The sequence below is a fragment of the Methylosinus sp. genome (assembly GCF_036560965.1).
GTDB lineage: Bacteria > Pseudomonadota > Alphaproteobacteria > Rhizobiales > Beijerinckiaceae > Methylosinus.
Window position 1 is genome coordinate 63,731 of record NZ_DATBQF010000011.1, and the last position, 17,028, is coordinate 80,758.

Annotated in this window: 17 protein-coding genes, 1 tRNA gene and 1 pseudogene; 11 read left to right on the plus strand and 8 right to left on the minus strand. The window is 65.4% G+C overall.

The features are described 5' to 3' along the window. Positions 1–5 precede the first annotated feature (5 nt). A tRNA-Lys gene (locus tag VIF40_RS02825) sits at positions 6–81 on the plus strand. 239 nt (positions 82–320) lie between these two features. On the opposite strand, the pseudogene VIF40_RS02830 reads toward VIF40_RS02825, so the two are convergent. Then, positions 321–495: pseudogene (locus tag VIF40_RS02830) on the minus strand (helix-turn-helix transcriptional regulator); the annotation flags it as partial. A gap of 264 nt (positions 496–759) precedes the next feature. On the opposite strand from VIF40_RS02830, the gene VIF40_RS02835 reads away from it, so the two are divergent. Continuing rightward, a complete protein-coding gene (locus VIF40_RS02835; RefSeq protein ID WP_331936004.1) occupies positions 760–2,463 on the plus strand; it encodes a DEAD/DEAH box helicase in 1,704 nt (567 codons plus the stop codon). 253 nt (positions 2,464–2,716) lie between these two features. Continuing rightward, positions 2,717–2,926, plus strand: coding sequence for a cold-shock protein (locus tag VIF40_RS02840; protein ID WP_331936005.1), 210 nt, complete (start codon positions 2,717–2,719; stop codon positions 2,924–2,926). Between the two features lie 136 nt (positions 2,927–3,062). Here VIF40_RS02840 and VIF40_RS02845 read toward each other — a convergent pair whose 3' ends face one another. Beyond that, entirely contained in the window at positions 3,063–3,332 is a 270-nt protein-coding gene (locus VIF40_RS02845; RefSeq protein WP_331936006.1) for a hypothetical protein, read from the minus strand. Positions 3,333–3,526: 194 nt separating this feature from the next. Between VIF40_RS02845 and VIF40_RS02850 the strand changes: the two genes are divergently transcribed. Both VIF40_RS02850 and VIF40_RS02855 read left to right on the plus strand, forming a co-directional pair. After that, positions 3,527–3,991, plus strand: coding sequence for a hypothetical protein (locus VIF40_RS02850; RefSeq protein ID WP_331936007.1), 465 nt, complete (start codon positions 3,527–3,529; stop codon positions 3,989–3,991). Between the two features lie 195 nt (positions 3,992–4,186). Continuing rightward, on the plus strand, positions 4,187–4,492 hold the full coding sequence (locus VIF40_RS02855; protein WP_331936008.1) for a hypothetical protein: 306 nt from the start codon (positions 4,187–4,189) through the stop codon (positions 4,490–4,492). Between the two features lie 185 nt (positions 4,493–4,677). On the opposite strand, the gene VIF40_RS02860 is transcribed toward VIF40_RS02855, so the two are convergent. Both VIF40_RS02860 and VIF40_RS02865 read right to left on the minus strand, forming a co-directional pair. Next, positions 4,678–5,403, minus strand: a complete 726-nt coding sequence (locus tag VIF40_RS02860; RefSeq protein WP_331936009.1) for a class I SAM-dependent methyltransferase — start codon at positions 5,401–5,403, stop codon at positions 4,678–4,680. Between the two features lie 5 nt (positions 5,404–5,408). Beyond that, entirely contained in the window at positions 5,409–6,140 is a 732-nt protein-coding gene (locus VIF40_RS02865; protein WP_331936010.1) for a cytochrome c biogenesis CcdA family protein, read from the minus strand. A 101-nt stretch (positions 6,141–6,241) separates the two neighbouring features. Here VIF40_RS02865 and VIF40_RS02870 point away from each other — a divergent pair, with 101 nt between their 5' ends. Continuing rightward, entirely contained in the window at positions 6,242–7,609 is a 1,368-nt protein-coding gene (locus tag VIF40_RS02870; RefSeq protein ID WP_331936011.1) for a tryptophanase, read from the plus strand. A gap of 71 nt (positions 7,610–7,680) precedes the next feature. Further along, entirely contained in the window at positions 7,681–8,547 is an 867-nt protein-coding gene (gene phhA, locus VIF40_RS02875; RefSeq protein ID WP_331936012.1) for a phenylalanine 4-monooxygenase, read from the plus strand. Between the two features lie 3 nt (positions 8,548–8,550). Here the strand turns inward: phhA and VIF40_RS02880 are convergent, their stop codons facing one another. Both VIF40_RS02880 and VIF40_RS02885 read right to left on the minus strand, forming a co-directional pair. Beyond that, a complete protein-coding gene (locus VIF40_RS02880) occupies positions 8,551–9,789 on the minus strand; it encodes a M48 family metallopeptidase (RefSeq protein WP_331936013.1) in 1,239 nt (412 codons plus the stop codon). 75 nt (positions 9,790–9,864) lie between these two features. Further along, the gene (locus VIF40_RS02885) at positions 9,865–11,091 is read right to left on the minus strand and encodes a TCR/Tet family MFS transporter (protein WP_331936014.1); all 1,227 of its coding nucleotides are present in this window, start codon (positions 11,089–11,091) and stop codon (positions 9,865–9,867) included. Positions 11,092–11,498: 407 nt separating this feature from the next. Between VIF40_RS02885 and rfbB the strand changes: the two genes are divergently transcribed. The 4 genes from rfbB to rfbA are packed head-to-tail and all read left to right on the plus strand — an operon-like array spanning position 11,499 to position 14,940. Further along, on the plus strand, positions 11,499–12,551 hold the full coding sequence (gene rfbB / locus VIF40_RS02890) for a dTDP-glucose 4,6-dehydratase (protein WP_331936015.1): 1,053 nt from the start codon (positions 11,499–11,501) through the stop codon (positions 12,549–12,551). Between the two features lie 23 nt (positions 12,552–12,574). After that, positions 12,575–13,132, plus strand: coding sequence for a dTDP-4-dehydrorhamnose 3,5-epimerase (rfbC, locus tag VIF40_RS02895; RefSeq protein WP_331936083.1), 558 nt, complete (start codon positions 12,575–12,577; stop codon positions 13,130–13,132). A 7-nt stretch (positions 13,133–13,139) separates the two neighbouring features. Beyond that, the gene (rfbD, locus tag VIF40_RS02900) at positions 13,140–14,048 is read left to right on the plus strand and encodes a dTDP-4-dehydrorhamnose reductase (protein WP_331936084.1); all 909 of its coding nucleotides are present in this window, start codon (positions 13,140–13,142) and stop codon (positions 14,046–14,048) included. A gap of 25 nt (positions 14,049–14,073) precedes the next feature. After that, positions 14,074–14,940, plus strand: a complete 867-nt coding sequence (rfbA, locus tag VIF40_RS02905) for a glucose-1-phosphate thymidylyltransferase RfbA (RefSeq protein ID WP_331936016.1) — start codon at positions 14,074–14,076, stop codon at positions 14,938–14,940. A gap of 7 nt (positions 14,941–14,947) precedes the next feature. Here the strand turns inward: rfbA and VIF40_RS02910 are convergent, their stop codons facing one another. Both VIF40_RS02910 and VIF40_RS02915 read right to left on the minus strand, forming a co-directional pair. After that, positions 14,948–16,222 carry a lipopolysaccharide biosynthesis protein gene (locus VIF40_RS02910; RefSeq protein ID WP_331936017.1) on the minus strand — a complete coding sequence of 425 codons (1,275 nt, stop codon included), beginning with the start codon at positions 16,220–16,222 and terminating at the stop codon, positions 14,948–14,950. A gap of 8 nt (positions 16,223–16,230) precedes the next feature. Next, positions 16,231–16,884 carry an ABC transporter ATP-binding protein gene (locus VIF40_RS02915; protein WP_331936018.1) on the minus strand — a complete coding sequence of 218 codons (654 nt, stop codon included), beginning with the start codon at positions 16,882–16,884 and terminating at the stop codon, positions 16,231–16,233. Between the last annotated feature and the right edge of the window lie 144 nt (positions 16,885–17,028).

The window sequence follows — 17,028 nt, forward strand, 5'->3', positions numbered from 1 at the left end:
CGGACGGGCGCATAGCTCAGTTGGTAGAGCAGCTGACTCTTAATCAGCGGGTCCAAGGTTCGAGCCCTTGTGCGCCCACCATTTTTCCGAGAGGAAAATCTGACGAGCATAACGCGCCGCCCCACGGCGCGGCGGCCTTTGCAGCCTCGGGTTGCGCATGGGTCGCAGATCGCGCGTCGCGCCCGCCAAATCCGACCGTAGGCCTCTGACGCGCGATATCTCTCTCAGTCCTCGAACGGGTTACGTGATCGCCGCGCCGTTGCGCATCGACGCGAGCGCGTCGTCGCCCGAGCGCGATCGCTTTCGAGCGACGGGCTCGTTCAGGCGGCGCGCGGTTCGATCCTCGAGGTCCGGGCCGACTTGCCGACGCCGCTCCATGAGATCGTGGTCCGTCTGCAAGCCGAGAAAGAACCCCTCGGATGTGCCGAAATAGCGCGCCAGGCGCAAATCGGCGTCGGCCGTGATCGCGCGCTTGCCGAGTACGATTTGATGGACGCCAATAGCGGCGCGAGGAGCGCGCGATCGCGTCGCATGGACGCGGGGGCGCATCTCCATCATCCGACAGCGGCATGGGCCAGGCGCGAAGACCCGCTATATTTTGGTCGCACCGTCGATTCTCCCGTCTGCGCCGCGACAATGGAAGGCGTCCACGCTATGGCGTCGGCGGGTCGGATGACGTAAACCTCATAATCGATCGCGGATTGCGCCATCGGCGAACCTTTCGTCACGAGCGGCTGCGGGAAAGAGCAATCAGCACTAATGTCCTTCTTCGAAACAAGCCCAGCACTGGCCCGCGCCCTCGCCGAACGGCAGTACACCGATCCCACTCCCGTTCAGTCTGCGGTTCTGACCGACGAAGCCGCGGGGCGGGACATTCTCGTTTCGGCGCAGACCGGCTCCGGCAAAACCGTCGCCTATGGATTGGCGATCGCCCCGACCATCGTCGGCGACGCCGAGATCGCCGAAGCCGGCGTTCCGCTCGCGCTCGTCATCGCGCCGACGCGCGAGCTCGCGCTGCAAGTCGCGCATGAGCTCGAATGGCTCTACCTCTATGTCGGCGCGCGGCTCGTCACTTGCGTCGGCGGCATGGATGCCCGGCTCGAGCGCCGCAAGCTGGCCGAAGGCGCGCATATCGTCGTCGGCACGCCCGGGCGCCTGCGCGATCATATCGAGCGTGGCGGACTGGACACCTCCGGCTTCGCCGCGGTGGTGCTCGACGAGGCCGACGAGATGCTCGATCTCGGCTTTCGCGAGGATCTGGAGTTCATTCTCGATTCCGCGCCGGCCGGCCGCCGCACGCTGATGTTTTCGGCGACCATGCCGAAGGGCATCGCCAATCTCGCCCGCCGCTATCAGCGAAACGCGCTGCGAATCGAGGTCGCCGGCGGCGAGCGCGGTCACGCCGATATCGAATATCGCGCGATCAGCGTGGCGCCCAAGGACACGGAGCACGCGGTCGTCAATCTGCTGCGCTCCGTCGAGGCGCAGACGGCGATCGTGTTCTGCAACACGCGCGAGGCCGTCCGCCATTTGCAGGCGACATTGCTCGAGCGCGGCTTCTCCGCCGTGCTGCTGTCCGGCGAGCTCAGCCAGCATGAGCGCAACCAATCGATGGCGGCGCTGCGCGACGGCCGCGCGCGCGTTTGCGTCGCGACCGACGTCGCCGCGCGCGGCATCGATCTGCCCAATCTCGGGCTGGTCGTCCACGCCGAGCTGCCGAATGACGCCGAGACCTTGCAGCATCGCAGCGGGCGGACCGGCCGCGCCGGCCGCAAGGGCGTGAGCGCGCTGCTGGTGCCGGCCTCTCGACGCAGCCGCGCCGAACGATTGCTGCGCGACGCCGGCGTGCGCGCCTGGTGGACGAGGCCGCCGACGATGGACGATATCCGCAAGCTCGATCAGGAGCGATTGCTGAGCGATCCGCTGCTGACGGCGCCGCCGGAGGAGGAGGACGTTCGGATGGCGCGGCTTCTGCTCGCCGAGCGCTCCGCCGAGCAAATCGCCGCCGCTCTGGTCAAGATCTACCGGTCGCGCCTTCCGGCGGTGGAAGATGTGATCGACCCCGGCGAGGAGCCCGCGCGCGCGGAGAAACCCGGCAAGGCGGCGCGGGGCGAGCGACCGACACGCTCTGTTCTGGCGGGCGGGAAGGCGTGGTTCCGGCTCGATATCGGTCGCTCGAAGAACGCCGATGCGAAATGGCTGCTGCCGATGCTCTGCCGCAAAGGCAACATCACGCGGCAGGATGTCGGCGCGATTCGAATCTTCGAGCACGAGACGAAAGTCGAGGTCGCGGAAGCGGTGGCGGCGAATTTTCTGCGGGATATGCGGCGCCCGGGCGGCGACAACATCCGCGTCGAACGGCTGAACGCCGATGCCGATCAGGCGAGCTTCGAGCCGCCGGCGAAGAAGGCCGGAAGGCCCAAGAAGCGTCCAACCGCCGAGCGGCGCCCCCGATCGCAATAGCCACGCTCACGAAGAACGGGGGCCGACACGCTTTCGCTGAAGCCATCCGCCTCGGAATTCGTGAAGATTTGACCGCAGAACGCGTGTCCGCTCTTGCCGTCGGCCCGCTACATCGTTATCGTCGCCCATCGATTTTTCGGCCTGAACGACTTGGACATGCTTCGGAAACGAGGCCGCTGACGAACTCTTCCAAACATCGATCGACCCGGCCCCGCGCATGCGGGCCTTCTCCTGAACTTGCTTGGAGAGAGACATGGCTAACGGCACCGTCAAATGGTTCAACTCGCAAAAGGGCTTCGGCTTCATTCAGCCGGATGACGGCGGAAGCGACGTTTTCGTCCACATCAGCGCCGTCGAGCGCGCCGGTCTGCGCGATCTCAACGAAGGTCAGAAGCTGAGCTACGAAATCACGCAGGACCGCCGCTCCGGCAAGTCCTCTGCGGATCAGCTGAAGGCGCTTTGACGCCATTCGTGACGGCTATCCGTCGCGACCGCTCATGAAGAAGGCCGCCGTAATCGGCGGCCTTTTTTCGTGCGGGATCGTTTTTCGACGCCGGCCCCGCCGCGGCTGGCGCGATCCGGCTCCGATCCTCTGAAAATCAATTGAATTTTCCGATAGCCTTGGCGGAGGCGATCGCCCTGAAGGTATGAAAATTCGGGCTCGCCCTGGTGTCGCGGCAATAGCGCAGGAAGTCGTCGGCGCTGACGTCGATCAGGACGACCTTCCATCCGCTCCTCTCCCAATTTCCAATCTCCTTCGATTGGAGAAAGAGCCATTTTTCGTAGGAATCGGCCGGGTAATTGTCGACCAGGCGCCGCAGCTCCTCGTGATCCGCCGCGGTGACGCGCGCGAGATAGGTCGTCCTCATGTCGGTTCTCATGCTGAATGCGAAAGTCCGTCTCGGCGCGCCCCGACCGTCGGGGAACGCGAACATATAGTCGATTCGACCGCCCTGCCCGCTCCGCAGCGGCGCGGACGGCGATTTGGCGCGCAAAATGCGTCGGGCGGTCCGACCCGGAATTCGGCCGGGTCTCCACCATCGAAAACGACAAGGAGCCGATCTTGCCTTCATTGCAAGAAGCCCGCGCCAACGTGACCTTGGCGCCCGCGAAGCCGACCGGATTAGCCGATCTGGGGGCGCCATTGGACGACGCCGCCGCGGTCAAGAAGGGGCGCGCGCACGAGTTTCCGCAACTTCTGACCGACGGCGCAATCGGCCGCCGCTTCCAGGATCTCCGGGTCATCGGGATCAAGACGCTCGAGGCCGACGTCACGACCGCCAAGGTCTTCGTCCAGTTCGAGGTGTTCGGCGACAATACGGCGGCGCCGACGAACGGAGTCGGTTTCGAGGCGGCTCTGTTCGCGGGCTCGGAGCAATTGGCCAGCCTGTCCTCGAGCAGCCTGTTCCTGCCCTACGCCAATTTCTGGTATCCGAACCGCTTCGTGTTCGAGATCCCGGCGGCGGACTTCGATCGCGCCGATCGTTTGGAGTTCATCGCGAAGCCCGAGGACGTTCGCACGCTCTAGCCGCGTGATCGAGCGCTCCGACGCTCATGTCCATTGGCATGAGCGTTGCTTTGTTTTTACGGGAGCCATAGCTTCGTTTCTCCTCCGAGCGGACGTGGCTCCTGCTTGCCGGCCAAAGAGCGCCGATCGCTGCGGCCGCCGCCGGAGAGCGCTGGCGCTCGAGGCGGTGCCGGCCACGAGATCGAGCGAAGGCCTATGGATTATCCCCTCGTCAAACGCGTGTCGCATCGGCTGTTCGGCGAAATGCTGCGGATGATGTTGAGCGAGCGGGTCTATTTCGACCTGACGCTCGAAGAGGGCCGGACATTGTCGCGCAATTTCACCGCGGTGGCCTTCGACTGGCGGCGCGTCGATTTCCTCTATCTGAGCCCGCTCGGAGGCGACGGAGAATTCTCGGCGGCGGTCCGGCAAGACGGCGTTCATGTGGAAACGGCGGACGGCGCCCATCATTTGACTTGGGACGATGTGACCGAGCTGGCCGAGCGCCTCGCCGTGGTGTGAGACGGCCGCAGCGGCCGCTCGCCGTGACCGCCCGCGCGAGAATTCGCTCGAGGCGCGGCGCTGCTGTCATTGTCTGGTCATGACCGAACGCTAATTCTCGAGAAGGGCAATCGACGGCTACACGCCAGCGAGGGCTCTAACGCCGGGCCGGAGGTACGTCCGGCGTTTTTCTTTTGTGGGACCCGTCACGGCCTGACCGCCGTCAGCAGCGTGTCCACCCCTTCGCGATATTCGACGCGAATATCGGCGAAGCCTGCCGCCGCCATGCGCTCCAGCGCCGGCGCCAGATACATCACATGCTCGGGCGATTCGTCGCTGAAGAGATGCGCGATCCAATCCTCGAGCAGATCATAGCGGCCGATCGCCCCGAGCTTGGCGAACCAGCTCCGCACCTCCGCCTGCGTCGCGGAAAGATGCGCGGCGCGGTCGTCCATCGCATAGCGGTCGCCATTGACGAAAAGGCCGCCCGGCTTCAGCACGCGGAAAATCTCGGTGAGAAATTCCCGGCGATAATCGTCGAGAAAATTGTGAACCGCGTAATTGGAGGAGACGACGTCGAGGCTGGCGTCGGGAAGGCCGCGAAGAAAGCCGAGCGCATCGGCCTCGACGAATTGGACGCGGCCGGCCGCGACGAAATCGGCGAGATTGGACCTCGCCTGATCCAGCATCTTGCCGGCGCTGTCGATGGCGGTGACATGAAGATCGTCGCGGCCAGCGACCAGCGGCAGCGTGCTCACGCCGGTGCCGCAGCCGATCTCCAGACCCTCGAGCGCAACGCCCTCGCGCCAATGCGCGACGCGCTCCGCCACGCGGCGGGCGAGCAGCGCCGCATTGGGGCAGATGAGCTCCAGCATGCGGTATTCGGCGCCGATCGGTCCGGTGAAGAGATTTTCATCGATGCGCTGTGACATGGCGATCACCCGAAATTCGCGAGACCCGGAAAGGTCTGCAGCAGCCAGAAGGAGAAGCTCTGCATCCCGCCGGTGAGAAACGCCAGGCCCGTCAGCACCAGCAGCGCGCCGACGACTTTCTCCACCTTGCCGAAATGCCTCTTGAACTTCTGCATGAAGCCCATGAACGGCCCTATCGCCGCCGCCGCAGCGAGGAAGGGAAGGCCCAGTCCGGCGGAATAGACGCCGAGCAGCACGGCGCCTTTGGCCACAGTCTCCTGCGAGCCGGCGACGGCGAGAATGGCCGCGAGAATAGGCCCGATGCAGGGCGTCCAGCCGAAGGCGAAGGCGAGGCCCATCACATAAGCGCCGAGACGCCCGACCGGGCGGCCGACCTCGAAACGCTTCTCGCGATAGAGCAGGCCGATCTTGAACACGCCGAGGAAGTGCAGCCCCATGAGGATGATGGCGACGCCGGCGGCGATCGACAATATTTCCAGATTGGCGCGCAGCGCTTTGCCGAACACGCTCGCGGTCGCGCCGAGCGCGACGAACACGGTCGAGAAGCCGGCGACGAAGAGCAGCGAGGCGATGAAAACGTCGCGACGCGCGCGCGATTTGCCGACGACCGTCAGCTCCTCGAGGCTCGCGCCCGCGATGAAGGTGAGATAGGGCGGCACCAGAGGCAGCACGCAGGGGCTCAGGAAAGAGAGCAGGCCCGCCGCCGCTGCGGCAGGAAAAGTGACGTCGGCCGCCATGAGGTCTCCTCTTTTCGCGCCGACGTTTTTGCCACACCGGGCGACATTACGCAAAGCGCCGTGGCGCCGCACGCCCTATCTCACTCGACGACGAGGCTGACATGCGCACCATCATCGAGCCCTTCCGCATAAAAATGACCGAAGCTCTGCCGATCACCACGCGCGCGAGGCGCGAGGAGCGGCTGACGGCGGCGCATTGCAATGTGTTTCTGCTCGACGCCGAGGACATCACCATCGATCTTCTGACCGACAGCGGCACAGGCGCCATGTCCGACCGGCAATGGGCCGCGCTCATGATGGGAGACGAAAGCTACGCCGGAAGCAGGTCCTGGCGACGCTTCGAGAAAACCATTCGCGACATCACCGGTTTCAAGCATATTTTTCCGACGCATCAGGGCCGCGCGGCGGAGCGCATTCTCGCTGCGACGCGACTGAAGCCGGGCGACATCGTCCCCAACAACAGCCATTTCGACACGACGCGCGCCAATGTCGAATATGTCGGCGCGACCGCGCTCGATCTGCCGAGCGCCAAGGCGGCCGACATTTATGCGGAAACGCGCTTCAAGGGCGACATCGATCTCGAAGCGCTGCAGCGCGCGCTGGAGCGCGACGGGAAGAAAATTCCCTTCTGCATGATAACGGCGACGAACAATACCGGCGGCGGCCAGCCCGTCTCGCTGCGCAATATTCGCGAGGCCAAGGCTCTGCTGGCGCGGCGCGGAGTTCCGCTGGTGCTCGACGCCTGCCGCTTCGCCGAAAACGCCTATTTCATCAAGCTGTGGGAGGAAGGCTACGCCGATCGCGCGCTCATCGACATTGCGCGCGAGATGTTCTCGCTCTGCGACGGCGCGACGATGAGCGCGAAGAAGGACGGGCTCGCCAACATAGGCGGATTCTTCGCCTGCAACGACGACGGCTGGGCGGAGGATTTCCGCAATCTCCTGATCCTGACCGAAGGCTTTCCGACCTATGGCGGCCTCGCCGGACGCGATCTCGAGGCGATCGCCGTCGGGCTCGAGGAGGCGCTGGAGGAGGATTACCAACGCTATCGCCATGCGACGGTGGACTATCTCGCCTCGCGGCTCATAGAGCGCGGCGTGCCGATCGTGCGGCCGGCGGGCGGCCACGCCGTCTTCATCGACGCGGCCGGATTCTGTCCGCATCTTTCGGCGGCGGATTTTCCCGGCATCGGCCTCGCCGCCGCGCTCTATCTCGAGGGCGGCGTGCGCGGCGTCGAGCTCGGCAGCGTGATGTTCGGCCGCCGCAATGCGGACGGAACGGAAGCCCCGGCGCCGCGCGAGCTGCTGCGTCTCGCCTTTCCGCGCCGCGTCTACACGCAGAGCCATTTCGACTATGTGATCGAGACGATCGAGAATGTGTTCCGCGCGCGCGCCGCCATTCCGCCGTTTCGCATCGTGCGGCAGGCGCCCTTCCTGCGCCATTTCACCGCGCATTTCGCGCCCGCCTGACCGCGTTGCGCAGGGAATGCGCGCACCTATCTATCTCTGGCGAGTCCCGGCTTTTTCCCGAGGAGGGCGGCATGGAGCGAGACGAGAACCGCTACGCCGACGCGCCACGCCGCGCCGATTGGACGATCGACCAGGATTGGCCGTCCTACAGCGCGGCCGAGCACGACCGCTGGCGCCGGCTCTACGCCCGCCAGGCCGCGCTGCTGCCCGGCCGCGCCTGCGACGAATATCTCGCCTCGATGGACGCGCTGAAGCTGTCGCCGGACGGCGTTCCCGATTTCGACGCGCTGAGCGCGCGGCTCGCGGCTCTGACCGGCTGGCGTGTCGTCGCGGTCGCCGGCCTCGTGCCGGACGATGTTTTCTTCGAGCATCTCGCCAATCGGCGCTTTCCCGCCGGCGCCTTCATCCGCCCGGAGGAGGCGCTCGACTATCTGGAGGAGCCGGATGTCTTTCACGACATCTTCGGCCATGTCCCATTGCTCGCGAATCCGGTCTACGCGCGCTTCCTGCAGGCCTATGGCGAGGGCGGACGGCGGGCGCTGGCGCGCGGCCAGCTCGCCAATCTCGCGCGGCTCTATTGGTATACGGTCGAGTTCGGGCTGCTGGCGACGCCGGCGGGGCTGCGCATCTTCGGCGCGGGGATTCTCTCCTCGCCGGCCGAGACGATCTTCTCGATCGAGGATTCATCGCCCAATCGCATCGCCTTCGATCTCGAGCGGGTGATGCGCGCGCGGTACATCATCGACGATTTTCAGCAGTGCTATTTCGTCGTCGATGGGTTCGAGCGCCTGCTCGACGCCTGCTACCGCGACTTCGTCCCCCTCTACGACCGGCTGCGGACGGAGGCTGATCTCGAGCCGCATGAGATCGCGCCCGGCGATATGCTGATCACGCGCGGCGATTTCCATTATTTCCGCGGCAAGGCGCACGCCGCCTGACCGTCAGCCGCCCCTCGCCTCCTCCAGCGCGGCGATGCGGATCGGCGCCGGCGGATGCGAATAATAGAACAGCGCATAGAGCCGGTCCGGCGTCAGCGTGGCGAGATTGTCGCGCGAGAGCTTGGTGAGCGCGCTGACCATGGGCTCCTTGCCATAGATCGACCTGGCGAAGCCGTCGGCCTCGAATTCGGCGCGGCGCGACAGGAAATTGGTCAGCGGCGACAGAAGATGGAGAATGGGCGCGGCCGCCGTCAGCGCGATGACGAAGATGACGCCCGGATCATTCGGCAGGCCGAAGGCGTCGCCGAGCCCCCGGGCGAAGGCGAGATGCAGCGCCGCGAAGCCGATGAAGAGAAAGGCCGCCGCCTGCATCATCCGCTGCCGCACATGGCCGAATTTATAATGGCCGAGCTCATGCGCGAGAATGGCGAGAATCTCGTCCGCGCTGTGCTTGCGCAGCAATGTGTCGAAGAAGACGATGCGCTTCGCCTTGCCGAAGCCGGAGAAATAGGCGTTGCCATGGGTGGAGCGCGTCGAGGCGTCCATGACGAACAGCCCGCCCGATTGAAATCCGCAGCGCGCCAGCAATTCCTCCATGCGCGCCTTCAGCGCCGCATCTTCGAGCGGCGCGAAATCGTTGAACAGAGGCGCGATGAAGGTGGGATAGATCAACGTCATGGCCAGCAGCAGCGCCAGCGCGGCGACGAAGCCCGCGAGCCACCAATAGTCCGGCGAGACGCGCGCCGCGAGGAACAGACCATAGAGCAAGGGCATGAAGAACAGCAGCCAGAGCGCCGCGCCTTTCGCCTCGTCGAGGAAGAACATCGTCAGCGTCGAGCGGTTGAAGCCGAAACGCGTCTCCAGGCCGAAGGTCTCAACGAGCGAGAAGGGCAGGCGCAGCAGATGGTCGACGATCGCCACGGCGACGACGACGGCGACGCTGAGCGTCAATCCCGGCGCGATGAATTGCGCGAGCAGCCCATAGAGCGGTCCGAGCAGCAGGGCGAGCCAGGCGAGGGCGAGCGCCGCGTCGAACACGGTCTCGGCGACGGAGAGGCGCATGCGCGCCACCGTGTAATCGGCGGCGCGGCGATGCTCGTCGACAGTGACCGTCGCGGCGAATTCGGGCGGCGGCGTCTCACGATCGGCGCGCGCGGCGCGGCTCTGGCGGGTCTTCAGATAGACGCCCAGCGCCGCGGAGGCGAGAATGGCGAGATAGACCGACGTTGCGACGAGGCTCATGCGCATCTCCGAAACCGCCGGCCGCCGGGCCGGGGTTCGGGATCAATATAAGCGGCCGCGCGGCGGAATGCGACGTCAGACCGAGGCGGGCTCCGCCGCTGCGGCGCTCACGGCGTTGCGGGCCACGACGAGGCTCGCCGCGAGCAGCAGCGCCGCCACGAAATAGCCGGCCCCCGGAAAGCTGCCGGCGCCGATCGAGAGGGAGAGAATCTGCGTGAAGAACAATGGCCCGACCATGCCCGAGACGCCGCGCAGGCTCGACAGCGCCCCTTGCAGCCGCCCCTGCTCCGAGGCCGAGGCGAAACGCGTCGCCAAGCCCTGAAAGGCCGGATTGGCCATGGCCCAGAGCGCGATGAGCGGCGGCGCCGCCATGAAGATCCCGCCCGTCGGCGCGAAGGCGTAGGCCGCGAAGCCCAGCGCCCCGGCCGCCAGAGCGACGACGAGCGTCGCCCGCTCGCCGAAACGCTTGACCGCCGGCCGCACCAATCCGCCGGACACCACCGTCTGCGAGACGCCGACGATGGCGAGCGCCCAGCCGGTCGTCGCCGCATCCCAATGATAGCGATATTCGGTGTAGAGCACGAAGAGGCTCGGCAGCGACTCATGCGCGAGATAGGAGAGGAAGATCGCCACGGCGAGCAGGCCGAGCGAGCGGTCGCGGCGCAGAAAATCGAGCGAGCCCAGCACATTGGCGCTGCGCCACAGAATCGCGCTCGTGCGCTTCTCCGGCGCGAGCGACTCCGGCAGGATGAAATAGCCGTAAGCCGCGTTGAGGAGGCTCAGCGCCGCCGCCGCCCAGAACGGATAGCGCAAGCCGTAATTGCCGAGCACGCCGCCGAGCGCCGGGCCGAGGATGAAGCCGACGCCGAAAGCCGCGCCGATCATGCCGAAACGGCCGGCGCGCTTCTCCGGCTCGGTGATGTCGGCGATGTAGGCCGTCGCCGTCGAGACGCTCGCCGCCGTCAGGCCCGAAATCAGCCGGCCGATGAAGAGGAAGGGCAAGGAGGGCGCGAGCGCCATGAACACATAGTCGAGCCCCATGCCCAGATTGGACAGCAGCACCACGGGCCGACGGCCGAAACGGTCGGACAGCGCCCCGAGCACGGGCTGAAACAGGAATTGCATGAAGGCCCAGGCGAAACCAAAGACGCCCGTCGCGATCGTCGCGCTCTGGAGATCGCCGCCCTCGAATTCCACGATGAGCTTGGGAAGCACCGGGATCATCACGCCGAGCGCCAGCATGTCGAGCACGACGGTGACCAAGATGAAGGCGAAGGCCGCCTTGCCGGGACGCTGAAACATCGATTACTCTTTCGTACGGCCGCGATTCATCGCCGCCCGACCTATCGCGGGATAGCCCGAAACCGCCGTCCCACGCAAGGAGTCTGGAACGACTCCAATTTTTCCCGGCCGAGGCCCCGGCGCCGCCGGCCACCTGCCGAGAGGCTTATAATATATTGTAAAACAATGAGTTATGACAATCGCCCCAGAACGGTGGAACGAGCCGGAGTTGACAGGGGGCGCGCGATCTTTCAATAGGCGTGGATTGGGATAAAAATCATTCGGCGTCGAAGACGGCGCGATCCGGCCTCGCGACGATCCGGCCTCGCGACCAGGAACAGGGTGTTTCACGCGGATGCGTCTTTCCTTTTGCTTCCTCGACGCGAGAGCGACGAGCCCCGCCCATCCCCGACGGATCGATCGATAGGATGCGCGTGCTCGTGACCGGCGGCGCCGGCTTCATCGGCTCGGCCGTCGCCCGCCGCATCATCGAGACGACGCCGCATGAGCTGCTCGTCTTCGACAAGCTCACCTATGCCGGCAATCTCGATTCGCTCGCGCCCATCGCCGACGATCCGCGCTATTCCTTCCGCCGCGCCGACATATGCGACCGCGCCGCCGTCGCCGCCGCCTTCGAGGCGTTCCAGCCCGATACGGTGATGCATCTCGCCGCCGAGAGCCATGTCGATCGCTCCATCGACGGCCCCGCCGCCTTCGTCGAGACCAATGTCGTCGGCACTTTCACCCTGCTCGCCGCCGCGCTCGACTATTGGCGCCGGCTCGGCGCGGAGAAAGCCGCCGCCTTTCGCTTTCTGCATGTCTCGACCGATGAGGTCTTCGGCGCCCTCGGGGCCGAGGGGCTGTTCCGCGAGGACACGCCCTATGCGCCCAACTCGCCCTATTCGGCCTCCAAGGCGGGCTCGGACCATTTGGCGCGCGCCTGGCGCGAGACCTATGGCCTGCCGACGCTCGTCACCAATTGCTCCAACAACTACGGGCCCTATCATTTCCCGGAGAAGCTCATTCCGCTCACCATCATCAATGCGCTGGAGGAAAAGCCGCTGCCCGTCTATGGGCGCGGCGAGAATGTGCGCGATTGGCTCTATGTCGAGGATCACGCCGAGGCGCTGCTCACCGTCGCGCGCGCGGGCGTCGTCGGCCAGACCTATAATGTCGGCGGCCGCTCGGAAATGCGCAACATAGAGGTGGTGCAGGCGATCTGCGACAGTCTCGACGACATCAAACCGCGCACGCGCGGCTCCTATCGCGAGTTGATCGCCTTCGTCCAGGACAGGCCGGGCCATGACCTGCGCTATGCGATCGATTGCTCGAAGATCGAGCGCGAGCTCGGTTGGCGCGCACAGGAGAGCTTCGCGAGCGGGCTTCATAAAACCGTGCGCTGGTATCTCGACAATGAGGAGTGGTGGAAAGCGATCCGCTCCGGCAAATATCGCGGCGAGCGTCTCGGCTGCGTCGCCTGACGCCTTCCGCCGAAGAGGGCATGATGAAAGTCGAAGACACGGCGCTCGAGGGCGTCAAGATCGTCACGCCGGACCGGTTCGGCGACGCGCGCGGCTTTTTTTCCGAGAGCTATAATCAGAGGCGCTGGGAGGAGCGCGGCCTGCCGCCTTTCTGCTTCGTGCAGGACAATCATTCGCTCTCATGCAATGTCGGCGTCCTCCGCGGGCTGCACTTCCAGACCGCGCCTTTCGCGCAGGACAAGCTGGTGCGCGTCACGCGCGGCCGCGTTCTGGACATCGCCGTCGACATTCGCCGCGCGTCGTCGACCTTCGGACGCCATGTCGCGGTCGAGCTCTCCGCGGAAAATTGGCGGCAATTGCTCGTTCCCATCGGCTTCGCGCATGGCTTCTGCACGCTCGAGCCCGATACGGAAGTCGTCTATAAGGTCACGAATTTCTATTCGGCGCCGCATGATCGCGGGCTCGCCTTCGACGATCCGGATCTCGACATCCCCTGGCCGGTCACGCCCGATCGCGTCATTCTGTCGGACAAGGATCGCCGCTGGCCACGGCTGCGCGATCTCTCCGACGCATTCGCTTGAGGCGATGATGCGCATCGCCGTCACCGGAACGCAGGGCCAGATCGTCTCTTGCCTGCGCGAGCGCGTCTCTTGCCTGCGCGACCGCGCGACGGGCGAGGCGGAGATCGTCGCGCTCGGCCGGCCACTTCTCGATCTTTCCGATCGCGAGAGCGTGCGCGCCGCATTGCGCGAGGCGCGCTGCGACGTCATCGTCAACGCCGCCGCCTATACCGCCGTCGATAAGGCCGAGCAGGAGGAAGCCCTCGCCATGCGCGTGAATGGCGAGGGCGCCGGCCATGTCGCCGAGGCGGCAGCCGAGCTCGGCGTTCCGCTCATCCATTTTTCGACCGATTATGTGTTCGACGGCACCGCCACGCGTCCCTATCGCGAGGACGACGCAACCGCGCCGCTCGGCGTCTATGGCCATTCCAAGCTCGAGGGCGAGAGGCGCGTCGCAGCGCTCTGCCCGAATGCCACGATCCTGCGCACGGCCTGGGTCTACAGCCCGTTCGGCTCGAATTTCGTGCGCACCATGCTGCGGCTCGGCGAGACGCGCGAGGAGGTCGGCGTCGTCGCCGATCAGCTCGGCAATCCGACCAGCGCGCTCGACATCGCCGATGCGACGCTCCTCGTCGCGGCGCGCCTGTGTCGCGACGACGCGCCGGAGCTGCGCGGGACGTTCCATATGACGGGCGCGGGCGAAGCGAGCTGGGCCGATGTCGCCGAGGCGATCTTCGCGCGCGCCACAGAGCACGGCCGCGCGCCGGTGCGCGTTCGCCGCATCACGACCGCCGATTATCCGACGCCGGCGCGACGCCCGGCCAATTCGCGCCTCGACAACGCGAAGCTTTCGCGCGTCCATGGCGTCGCTCTGCCCGACTGGCGCGCCTCGCTCGCATATTGCGTCGACCGGCTGCTGGCCGGCCCCATTCATTGAAGATCGGATCATGGAGGATCAGATCATGCGTGGAATTATTCTCGCTGGCGGCAGCGGCACGCGCCTTCACCCGGCGACGCTCGCCGTGTCCAAGCAATTGCTACCGGTCTACGACAAGCCGATGGTCTATTATCCGCTGAGCGCGCTGATGCTCGCAGGCGTGCGCGAGATTCTCGTCATCACGACGCCGGACGACGAAACGGCCTTCCGGCGCCTGCTCGGCTCCGGCGCGCAATGGGGCGTGTCATTCACCTACGCCGTCCAGCCGCGTCCGGACGGGCTGGCGCAGGCCTATATCATCGGCGCGAGCTTCGTCGAAGGGCAGAGCTCCGTGCTGGTGCTCGGCGACAATATCTTCTACGGCCACGGCCTCACCGAATCGCTGACCAACGCCAAGGGCGGCCGCGGCGCCACCGTCTTCGCCTATCATGTCGCCGATCCAGAGCGTTACGGCGTCGTCGATTTCGACGCCGAGGGCCGCGCGCTATCGCTCGAGGAAAAGCCGAAGGCGCCCAAGTCCAATTGGGCGGTGACCGGCCTCTATTTCTACGACGAGCGCGCGCCGCATTTCGCGGCGGATCTGAAACCCTCGCCACGCGGCGAATTGGAGATCACCGATCTCAACAACATCTATCTTCAGCGCGGCGAATTGACCGTCGAGCGATTGGGACGCGGCTTCGCCTGGCTCGACACGGGCACGCCCGCCTCGCTGCTGGAGGCGGCCGAATATGTCCGCGCCATAGAGCTTCGTCAGGGTCAGCGCATCGCCTGCCTCGAGGAGATCGCCTTCCGCCAGGGCTGGATCGACGCCGAGGCGCTGGGCGCCGCCGCGCAGAAATTCGCCAAGAGCCAATATGGCGCCTATCTCGCGCAGGTGGCCCGCGAGCGCTGATCGCGCGTCAGGCCATATTGTTGCGCACGAAGGCGATCAGGCCGACGACGGCGCCATAGAGCGCCAGCGAAGCCGCGAGCAAGATGCCCGAATAGAGCCACCGCCGCGGATAGCGCGCCTCCTCCGGCAGCGCCGGCGACTCGATCTGATGGAGATAGAGCAGCTTGCGCTCGCTGAGCAGGCGCGCGCCGTCGAGCGAGGCCGTCGCGATCTCATAGCTCGTCTCGGCGATCTTATGCTCGAGGTCGAGATTGGCGAAGGTCGTCATCTTGCCGGAGAGCGTTTTCCGCGCGAGCGCGTCGAGCCCCAGCTCCTCGCGCGCGGTGATCTCCGACTTGCGATCGGCGACCTGCTTCTCGAGCGATTCGATGCGCCGCTTCAACACGCGCATTTGCGGCGCGCTCTCGTCGACATAGCGCGACTGAGTGAGATATTCCTGCTGATATTTCAGCAGATCGGATTCGATCCCGGAGAGCACCTCGCTCTGCGACTTGCTCGTCTGGCGGACGTCGATCAGCCCTTCCGCATTGCGCGCACGCTCCAAATTCACCCGCGCGACCTTGAGCCGCTCGCCGGCGCGCGCGAGATCCTGCTCGGAGGCGCGGACCGTATCCTGCCGCATCCGCTCATTGAGGTCGTTGACCAGAGTCTCGCAATCGGCGACGACCCTGTCGGCGATGCTCTTGGCGTCGGCGGGCGAGAAGGCGCGGACCGTCAGCGTGACGATTCCGGACGGTAAGGTGATCGTCGCCGAAGCCATCTTCTTCCAATAGGCCGTAAACTTCTCGATCGATTTCGATTTCTGGAATCGCGCCCACCAGTCGATCCGGTCGGAGCCATAGAGCTCGCGCAGATCGACCTGCCGCTCGAGCTGCTCGACCATCGACCGGCTCTCGACATAATCGACGATGATCATCGAATCCTGAAAGATCATCATCTGCGGCAGGCCGGTCACGGAGCCCAGTCCATCGAGTTTCGGAATAGCCGCGCTGCTCACGGTGAATTTCGCCTCCGCGACATATTGATCGGAAGCGAGCAGACCGTAATAGACCGCCCCCACAAAATTGGGGATCGCCACCATCACGACCAGCAGGACGAGAAAAGCAATGCGCATCGCCTTGGCGCCGCGGCGCTCCGCGAAGCTGGATTTTTGATAGGCGCCGCGCGCGCGCGCCGAAAATCGCGCGCGCCGCGCGGCTTCGGACAGGAAGCGGGACACGGCCTCGGCGCGTTCCAGCGCATTGATCGTGCGAAGCTCGGGAGATTTCGGAGGTTCGTCCATCCTCGCCCCTATCTGTTCAAGCGATTGTACATTTCGATCGCCTTGGCGACGGTGTCGAACATGAAGAGACGGCCGTCGACGAGCACGCCGCCGCGATCGCAATAATCGCTGACCGCCTGCATCGAATGCGAGACGAAGATCACGCTCGAATTCTTGCGCCGCTGGTCGAAGGCCTCTTGGCACCGCTTCTGGAATCTCATGTCGCCGACGCCAGTGATCTCGTCGATGAGATAGACGTCGAATTCGATGGACATCGACATGCCGAAGGCGAGGCGCGCGCCCATGCCGGACGAATAGGTCTTGACTGGCGCGTCGAAATAATCGCCGAGCTCGGAGAACTCTTCGACGAACATCGCCGTCTTGCGCGGATCGGCGCCATAGACCCTCGCCACGAAATGCACATTCTCGCGGCCGGTCATCGACGGATGGAACCCCGAGCCGAAGCCGAGCGGCCAAGACACGCGCACGGTGCGGCGCACCTTGCCGGAGTTCGGCAATTCGGTGCCGGCGAGGATCTTGAGCGTCGTCGACTTTCCGGCGCCGTTGACGCCGAGCAAGCCGTACGAATAGCTCGTATCGAAGACCATCGACACATGGTCCAGGATGATCTTCGAGTGCCGCTCGGTCTTATAGAATTTGAAGACGTCTAAAAGCTGGATCATCTTCTCTTAAGTCGGTCTCGCCCGGAGCCGCCAACGACATGAACCGCGGTCCTTATAGCGCAGCGCGCCCGCCTCGTCCACGCGCGCGCGTCGGCCTATTTTCGCCACTTTTGGCCTGCGCGGACTCCCTACGCGCCGCCCATC